Source organism: Staphylococcus sp. GDX7P312P, assembly GCF_008385775.1.
Taxonomy (GTDB): domain Bacteria; phylum Bacillota; class Bacilli; order Staphylococcales; family Staphylococcaceae; genus Staphylococcus; species Staphylococcus haemolyticus.
In genome coordinates, this window is the sequence record NZ_VUKI01000053.1 from 20444 (window position 1) to 29018 (window position 8575).

The following is an 8575-nucleotide window of genomic DNA, read 5'->3' on the forward strand; positions in this document are numbered from 1 at the left end:
GATTTAAGAACCTTACTCGTAATTAGTGGCTTTTTCTATATATTGTTATTGTTGTCGTAAATCTTTTAAAATTTGTTGAGCCGTAGCTGTATTAGCCTTAGGCGCAGTTTTCAATGCTTCGGCAACACGAGCAATCTCATCACCTTGAGCACCTACTACGATAGCTAATGATTTGTATTGTAAACTCATATGACCTTTTTGAATACCTTCAGAAACTAAGGCTCTACATGCTGAAAAGTTCTGTGCCAATCCTACAGCAGCAACAACCTGACCTAATTCTTGTGCTGATTGAACATTTAATAATTCAAGTGATGCTTTCGCAATTGGCAATACCTTAGTACCGCCACCGACGATTGCTAATGTCATCGGTACTTCTATTGTTCCGACTAAGCGACCACGTTCTTTATCAAACTTCCAAGTCGCAATACCTCTATATTGTCCATCACGACTGGCATATGCATGTGCACTTGCTTCTGCTCCGCGTGTATCATTACCAGTTGCTAATACTACGGCGTGAATGCCATTCATAACACCTTTATTGTGTGTTGCAGCACGATGTATATCGACTTGTGCTAGTACAGAAGCACGCTCCATGCGTTGTGCTACTACTTCACCAGAACGATCACCTTTATTTAAATCTTTGATATCAATTTCACCTTGAACTCGTACTACTGAGGCTGTGGCATGGTTAGACAAAATGCTCATAAGCACATCGCGATCTGGAAACTCATTCTTCATATGTGCAGTTATAGCTTCCAAGATTGTATTGAGCATATTGGCGCCCATTGCATCTTTAGTATCTACAAATACTTTTAAAGACAATAGTTGATTCTCTGGGAACGTATCAATTTCAATACGTCTGTAACCACCACCACGTTCTATAATTGATGGATAAGCTTCAGCTGCAATCTGTTCAATTTGTGGTTCTAAATCGTAAATTGCTTGTGCTAAGGCATCGGTATCACTTACGTCATCAAATACAATTTGACCAATCATTAGTCGTTCACTCTTAATAGTTTTAAAACCACCTGTATTATTGACTAACTTAGCGCCATAACTTGCAGCAGCTACTACAGAAGGTTCTTCAACCATCATCGGTACAACATATTCTTTATCATCGACAATGATTTTAGGTAATAAACCTACAGGCAATGTACCTTGACCAATTACATTCTCAATTAAACTATTTGCAACTTCTTCATTAATTAATGGGTTTTTTAGTAAAACATCGTAGCTTTCATCAGTTAACCATCCATAATCAACAAGTTGTTTTAATTTATCTCCACGAGACAAATGTCGAAATGTCTTATCTAAACTCTTCATACCATTATTCCCCTTTATCAATCATTAGAGCGATACCTAGTCCTCCACCAATACATGCTGTAGCAATACCCGTACGTTTATTTTCTTGTTCAAGTGCGTTCACTAAAGTAGTGACTAATCTAGCACCACTGGCACCAATTGGGTGTCCTAGTGCAATAGCACCGCCATAGATGTTTAATTTTTCATCCGGAATATGCAAATTGTCTTTGACAGGTATACTTTGTGCAGCAAATGCTTCAGTCATTTCTACAATATCAATATCATCGATTTTGCTATCCGTTTTATCAAGTAGCTTCTCAACAGCATAGAATGGTGCATAGCCCATATATTGAGGATCACAACCTACTTCTGCATAATCTCCAACGATTCCTAAAATGTCGTAACCATGCGCTTTAGCATATGATTCCTCCATTAAAATAAGTGCAGATGAACCATCATTAATACTTGAAGCATTACCACCAGTTACTGTTCCATCTTCTTTGAAAATTGTCTTTAATGTCGCAAGCTTCTCAACACTACTATTTGGACGAACACCTTCATCAGAAGTCATTTGTTCCCCTTCTGCGTCAGTCATACCGATGATTTCATTATTAAATTTACCATCTTGCGTCGCTTTAGCTGCTTTAGCTTGTGAATGATTTGCGAACTCATCTTGCATTTCACGCGTGATGTCATATTTTTCAGCTATGTTCTCAGCTGTTACACCCATTGGTACATAATGAAAGGCATCTGTTAAACCATCATGCATAAAACTTTCCACGGGTTCTTGACCTTCTTTTAAGATTAATTGTGGGGCATTTGTCATACTTTCAACTCCACCCACTGCAACAACATCCGCTTCACCTAATTGAATTAACTGTTTCCCTAATATAATTGCTTTAAGACCTGATCCACATACCTCATTAATTGTCATAGCTGGTGTCGTATCAGGTACACCCGCTTTAATCGCAATTTGACGTGCTGGGTTTTGTCCTACACCACTTTGTAGCACGTTACCAAAGATAACTTGTTGAATTATATTAGGGTCAATATTTGCTGAATCGATTGCACCTTTCAAAGCTGTCGTTCCCAATTCAACTGCAGAATAATTTCTTAATTTACCTTTATATCTACCGATTGGCGTTCTTTTAGCACTAACTATAGCAATTTTTTTCATTCTTTATCTCCTTATATGTAGTTTATATATAAATTGTAATTTAGTTATTTAATTTGGTAAAATAACTATTAATATGATTATTAATAATAGCCGATAGAAGTTATCTCACACTCAATGTTATACCATGCAGTTTCACGTATTTTATTATTTTACTATATTAAACGACATGCGTTATTGCATTTAACTTTTCGTATGAAAACGCTTTCTATTAGTGAGCATTTTAAATGAAATTGTCTCAAAAAGCTACTATTAATATGAATTATAAAATTAGAATAACGAAAGGATGTAGTGCCCGTGAGTATAGGAATCGATAAAATTAACTTTTACGTACCTAAATACTATGTAGACATGGCTAAGCTTGCAGAAGCTCGCCAAGTTGATCCAAATAAATTTTTAATTGGGATTGGTCAAACCCAAATGGCAGTAAGTCCAGTATCACAAGATATTGTATCTATGGGGGCTAATGCTGCTAAAGATATTATAACAGATGATGATAAAAAACATATTGGAATGGTCATTGTAGCAACTGAATCTGCAATCGATAATGCAAAAGCTGCTGCAGTACAAATTCACAATTTACTAGGTATTCAGCCATTCGCACGCTGCTTCGAAATGAAAGAAGCTTGCTATGCTGCAACACCTGCAATTCAATTAGCTAAAGACTACATTGAGAAACGACCTAATGAAAAGGTACTTGTTATCGCAAGTGATACAGCTCGTTACGGTATTCAATCTGGTGGCGAACCGACACAAGGTGCTGGTGCCGTAGCTATGTTGATTTCAAATAATCCAAGTATCTTAGAATTGAATGATGATGCCGTTGCATATACTGAAGATGTGTATGACTTCTGGAGACCAACTGGACATAAATATCCATTAGTTGCCGGTGCGTTATCTAAAGATGCATATATTAAATCATTCCAAGAAAGTTGGAACGAATATGCTCGACGTGAAGGTAAAACATTATCTGACTTTGAGTCATTATGTTTCCACGTACCTTTCACTAAAATGGGTAAAAAAGCTTTAGATTCAATTATCAATGATGCCGATGAAACGACGCAAGAACGTTTAACATCTGGATATGAAGATGCAGTATATTATAATCGTTATGTAGGTAATATTTATACTGGCTCTTTATATCTAAGTTTAATTTCATTATTAGAGAATAGATCGCTTAAGGGTGGTCAAACTATTGGATTGTTTAGCTATGGATCTGGTTCTGTAGGAGAATTCTTTAGTGCTACGTTAGTCGAAGGCTATGAAAAACAACTAGATATTGAAGGACATAAAGCTTTATTGAATGAACGTCAAGAAGTTTCAGTTGAAGACTATGAAAGTTTCTTCAAGCGATTCGATGATTTAGAATTCGACCACGCTACTGAACAAACAGATGACGATAAGTCTATTTACTACTTAGAAAATATTCAGGACGATATTCGTCAATATCATATTCCTCAATAACGTTAACATTAAATAAGAGGCATTCGAAATAAGAGCAATTTAGGCTCTTGTCTCGAACGCCTCTTTATTTTTGGGTAAATATAAAGGTGTTATGGCTTAGTTGAATTTTTAGGTCTATACAATTTAGTCATATCTACTTTCTCAAGCTCAAGTAATTTAATTTTATGATTAATCGTGCCACCATATCCTGTTAAACTTCCATCTTTTCCAACCACGCGATGGCATGGAATAATAATAGAAATCGGATTGCTACCTACTGCACCACCTACTGCTTGTGCAGACATATTCGGCTTATCACGCTCTTCACCTACGCGTTTCGCTAGATCACCATATGTTTTTAATTTTCCATATTCTATTTCTTGTAGCTTTCGCCACACACTTTTTTGAAAATCAGTACCTTCCGGTTTAAGTGAAAAATCAATTTGCGGACGATTTCCTGAGAAATATTCATTTAACCACTCAACCACTTTTTTAAAAATATCTAAATCAGGATTTGTTGGATGAGTAACCGTTGTGTCGTTATATTTATAGAGTACATGTGTAAGTGACTCACCATCACTAATGAGTTCTAAATTTTGTACGGGAGATTCGTAAAGCATTGAATAAGACATCATACCACTCCTTTCTGACCATTATGAAGAAGTTTCATGTCAAAGTACAACGGGAAATATGTTATTACTTAAAATAATGGAGGTGTTAAAATGGCTGGTTTAAATAAAGATGATGTTGATTTACATTTTAATACCAATCAATTTAATGAAGATGATCATGCGAAGCAAATCTCATTCTTCTACAAAGCCCTATACCAAATCAACGATATCGTACTGGGCATTATATTTTTAATAGGTAGTTTTCTATTCTTTAGTGACCAAACAATGATTGCCGGCACGATACTATTTGTGATTGGAAGTATTCAAATGACAGCACGACCTGTGATTTCTTTTGTCCATGACATGAAACTGTCTAAATATTACAAACGCAAATATAAACAGCTCCTCGATGAAGAGAAGCAACATTAATAGATATAAGCGTATGAATCTAGCACTTGTAGAATCATACGCTTATTTTGTTTAAGTTAGAACCAGTCCTTCTTTTTGAAGAGTGTAATGAGTGAAACAACAACCACTAATGAAATAGCAATAAAGACGAAATAACTATAATGCCAATCAAGTTCTGGCATATAAGAGAAGTTCATGCCATACCAACCTGTTAAAAATGATAGCGGAAAGAATATAGACGAAATAATGGTTAAGACATTCATCACACCGTTAATTCTATTAGAACGGTAAGACTCATTATTATCTTTAATATCATCTGTGATGTGCTCACATGCCATCAACGTATCTGTTTGTCTTAATATTCTACTATGAATATGTTTAATCAATAGTTGATATTCGTGTGATACGTCTAATGGTGATTCATCTATTATTTCATTTAGGAGTTGTTCCATAGGAATGAGCACACGTTTCAGTTTAATAATTTCAGAACGAATATTATATACATCATCCATTAATTTACGGTTATTGACTTTATCTACATTTTGATCCTCAAAAGAGAAAACAGTGTCTTCAACATGATCCACATATTCAAAATATTGATGTGTAATCCAATCAACCATGATAGTTGTTAGTTCAATCGCAGTTATAGCTTTAGGTGACTTATTGAATGACGTAATGATATCTGATATTACATCCATAGGATATTTATGAACCGTGATTGTCCAATTACCTTTAACAGTAATACTCAGAGGTTCTGCTGAGAAATTATTATGGCTAATCGCATGCAATATTAAATATAAATGCTGTTTCTGTGGGTGATAACTAACTTTAGGTCTCGTAACTGTAAATACAGATTCCTCAATGTGGTGTCTAGCAATATTGAATCGTTGAGTGAGTATTGCTTGATCGTTTTTCGTCGGATTCTCAAAATCAATCCACACAAGTTTGGCATCCTCAGGAATAGCTGAAAATGTACATGCAGTATGGAAGTGATCTGCTTGGTCTTGAAAATGGACACAAATTGCCATAGTATCTCCTACTTTAGATAAGTTTTACTCATCAATACCACTTTTCAGAAAATGAAAACAAAAGGTTAGGACTATCATGTGGAATAGGAAAGAATTCAATATTCATTCAAAGTCCTAGCCCCTCAATCGTCCTAACCTCTTATAACAATTCATTTATACTTATCAATTGATGTCATTAGTTTTGGTTAAAATTATATAATTCATAACCTTTATCTTTAGCATACTCAATTGCTAAGATTTCTAAAACATTAATGAACGCTGGTTCATCTTTAACATTGACATATTGGAATTTCAAATTATAATCTTCAGCTGTAATTGATTTAATATCCTCTTCATTGACACCTTTTTTCTGTGCTAAACCTTTTTTAAATTTAGTAGTGCCGACACCTGATTTTAAATTATATTGACCTAATTTATTGAATAAGTCTTTTGTAATAAGTTGGTAACCAGTAGAATAGCCACCTGTTTGACCAACGAAGATAGGCGTCTTTTTATCGAAGATAACATATACGCCAAATTTATCTTGAACTTTTTCACGATCTTCTTTGCTAAATGTTAATGCATTATCTTTATCATATTTGAATAATTTTTTAAGTTGCTTCTTATTATCTTCTTTAATTTGATCTAATTGTTTAGTGCCTTTCATAATTAAAATCCTCCCATATAGAATATATTTATAAATTTAGGCTTGGAAAATAGAATAAATTTATAAAAATTACAATTTTATTTTTAATAGTTAAACAATGTTTCTATTTGGATATCATATACCCTTTCAAAACGCTTTAAAACGCTATGCCCAAATCACTACACAATACATTTCATATTTTTTAATCAGTTTATTTTTTATACGTAATTTACATTTTTAATGTAAATGCATGTTTATTTATGTATTTATATAATCTATAATTAAATATTATGTTTCACCAAATTTATTAGATTCTTCTATCTATGTTAGGGGAGAACAATTTTGAATGATAAAGACTTACGGGTAATTAAAACTAAAAAGGCATTAACTGATAGCTTGTATTCACTGCTAGAACAAGAGATGTTTACAACATTAACGGTTAATAAAATTTGTAAGCATGCTAGTGTTCATCGCACTACTTTTTATAAACATTTTTACGATAAATATGAATTGCTTAAATACCTATTAAAATTAACTCACGATGACTACTTTGCGACTGATATTAAAGAACGTTTGAATAATCCTTTTCAAACTTTAGCTAATTCCTTCAATAAAGAAGAGATATCTCGAATTGAACTCAAGCAATATAACGATAAAGAGTTTGAAGATGTTCGCAATAATTATTTAATTGAAATAATGCAAAAGGATTTCAAAACAAACATGCATCGTATTACTGTTGATAATGTAGTACCGAAAAGCCTAGTATTCTATGTGTTCGGTTCGGTACTAAATGCATTTATCGATTGGAAAAAGAATGAAAATGTCGAGATTAAACCTAAGCAAATGGACCAAATCTTTCATAAACTTATCAATGTCAAAGCACATGATTAATTAGAATACTCATTCTATTTTGTTCAAAGTTTCACGACCGTATATTAATCGCTATTTACATCTATTCATTATATAATGGACTGGGTTATAAACTAACTAAAGGGGTTTTATCATGACTGAATTATTTCCATATTTAGCATTTGAAAAAGCAAAAGATGCAATAGCATATTACGAAGAAGTATTTGGCGCTACAAACGTCAAAAGATTAGAAGTGAGCGAAGAACAAGCGGAACAATTTGGCATGACAAAAGAACAGGCTGCAGACGCTACAATGCACGCTGAATTTGAAGTGTTAGGTGTTAAAATTTTATGCTCTGATTCATTCGGACGTGTAGAGAACATCAATAATGGAATTTCATTACTTATTGATTTCGATGTTAACAATCAAGACGATTCAGATAAAGTTCAACAATTTTACGATAAAATTAAAGATCATGACTCAATAGACATTGAAATGCCACTCAAAGAACAATTCTGGGGTGGAAAAATGGGCGCCTTTACAGATAAATATGGCGTACGTTGGATGTTACATGGTCAAGACTATACACAACTTAATTAATAATCACATTGATTTTATTAAACTACTAATCAAAGATGTTATGACATCCAATTCATAGATTAGTTAGAAGCAAATTCTATTGAAATACTATAGAATTTGCTTTTTTATTTAACATTAAAGTCATACTCATTTAAGAAAGTAACGTTGATATAGATAATAAATAGAGTTTGGGAATGAAGCTCAGCAAAGAGATGTTTAATAAGAAAATATACAAACAAAGCAATCTGTGGCAAAGGAACTTAAGTGTTCAAACATTTACGTAAGTAGTTCTAAGATAGAATACGAAACATAGTTGCGAAGACTCCTAGGGGAGCAGTGGCGTAAATGAACGTAAGTGCTCACACACTTACGTAAATAGTTCTAAGATAGATTACGAAACAGAGTTGCGGAGACTTCTAGGGGAGCAGTAATTTTAATGAACCTAAGTGCAATAGCACTTAGGTAAGTAGCTCTAAAGATGGATAATAAATGGCGTTGCGCGACTCCTAGTGGAAAAGAAAGTGTCGAGTGACTACAGGCACGAGCCTTTCCCAC

9 protein-coding genes are annotated in these 8575 nt (G+C 33.8%); 4 read left to right on the top strand and 5 right to left on the bottom strand.

Features of this window, described 5'->3' with window-relative positions; genetic code table 11:
- Positions 1-45: 45 nt before the first annotated feature.
- Entirely contained in the window at positions 46-1323 is a 1278-nt protein-coding gene (locus F1592_RS12275; RefSeq protein WP_053016096.1) for a hydroxymethylglutaryl-CoA reductase, degradative, read from the bottom strand.
- Between the two features lie 4 nt (positions 1324-1327).
- Positions 1328-2479: a thiolase family protein gene (locus tag F1592_RS12280; protein WP_053016095.1), complete on the bottom strand. Its 1152-nt coding sequence runs from the start codon at positions 2477-2479 to the stop codon at positions 1328-1330.
- A gap of 294 nt (positions 2480-2773) precedes the next feature.
- On the opposite strand from F1592_RS12280, the gene F1592_RS12285 reads away from it, so the two are divergent.
- Positions 2774-3940: a hydroxymethylglutaryl-CoA synthase gene (locus F1592_RS12285; protein ID WP_053016094.1), complete on the top strand. Its 1167-nt coding sequence runs from the start codon at positions 2774-2776 to the stop codon at positions 3938-3940.
- An 89-nt stretch (positions 3941-4029) separates the two neighbouring features.
- Here F1592_RS12285 and F1592_RS12290 read toward each other — a convergent pair whose 3' ends face one another.
- On the bottom strand, positions 4030-4551 hold the full coding sequence (locus tag F1592_RS12290) for a methylated-DNA--[protein]-cysteine S-methyltransferase (RefSeq protein WP_053016093.1): 522 nt from the start codon (positions 4549-4551) through the stop codon (positions 4030-4032).
- Between the two features lie 90 nt (positions 4552-4641).
- On the opposite strand from F1592_RS12290, the gene F1592_RS12295 reads away from it, so the two are divergent.
- Positions 4642-4959: a YrhK family protein gene (locus F1592_RS12295; protein ID WP_053016092.1), complete on the top strand. Its 318-nt coding sequence runs from the start codon at positions 4642-4644 to the stop codon at positions 4957-4959.
- Between the two features lie 56 nt (positions 4960-5015).
- Here the strand turns inward: F1592_RS12295 and F1592_RS12300 are convergent, their stop codons facing one another.
- Together F1592_RS12300 and F1592_RS12305 are read right to left on the bottom strand one after the other, a co-directional pair.
- Positions 5016-5966, bottom strand: coding sequence for a CorA metal ion transporter family protein (locus F1592_RS12300; protein WP_149809824.1), 951 nt, complete (start codon positions 5964-5966; stop codon positions 5016-5018).
- 175 nt (positions 5967-6141) lie between these two features.
- Positions 6142-6612: a hypothetical protein gene (locus F1592_RS12305; protein ID WP_011274829.1), complete on the bottom strand. Its 471-nt coding sequence runs from the start codon at positions 6610-6612 to the stop codon at positions 6142-6144.
- A 321-nt stretch (positions 6613-6933) separates the two neighbouring features.
- Between F1592_RS12305 and F1592_RS12310 the strand changes: the two genes are divergently transcribed.
- Complete coding sequence (locus F1592_RS12310; RefSeq protein WP_053016090.1) at positions 6934-7482, top strand: TetR/AcrR family transcriptional regulator; 549 nt, start codon at positions 6934-6936, stop codon at positions 7480-7482.
- 112 nt (positions 7483-7594) lie between these two features.
- Positions 7595-8041, top strand: a complete 447-nt coding sequence (locus F1592_RS12315) for a VOC family protein (protein WP_053016089.1) — start codon at positions 7595-7597, stop codon at positions 8039-8041.
- The last annotated feature ends 534 nt before the right edge of the window (positions 8042-8575 follow it).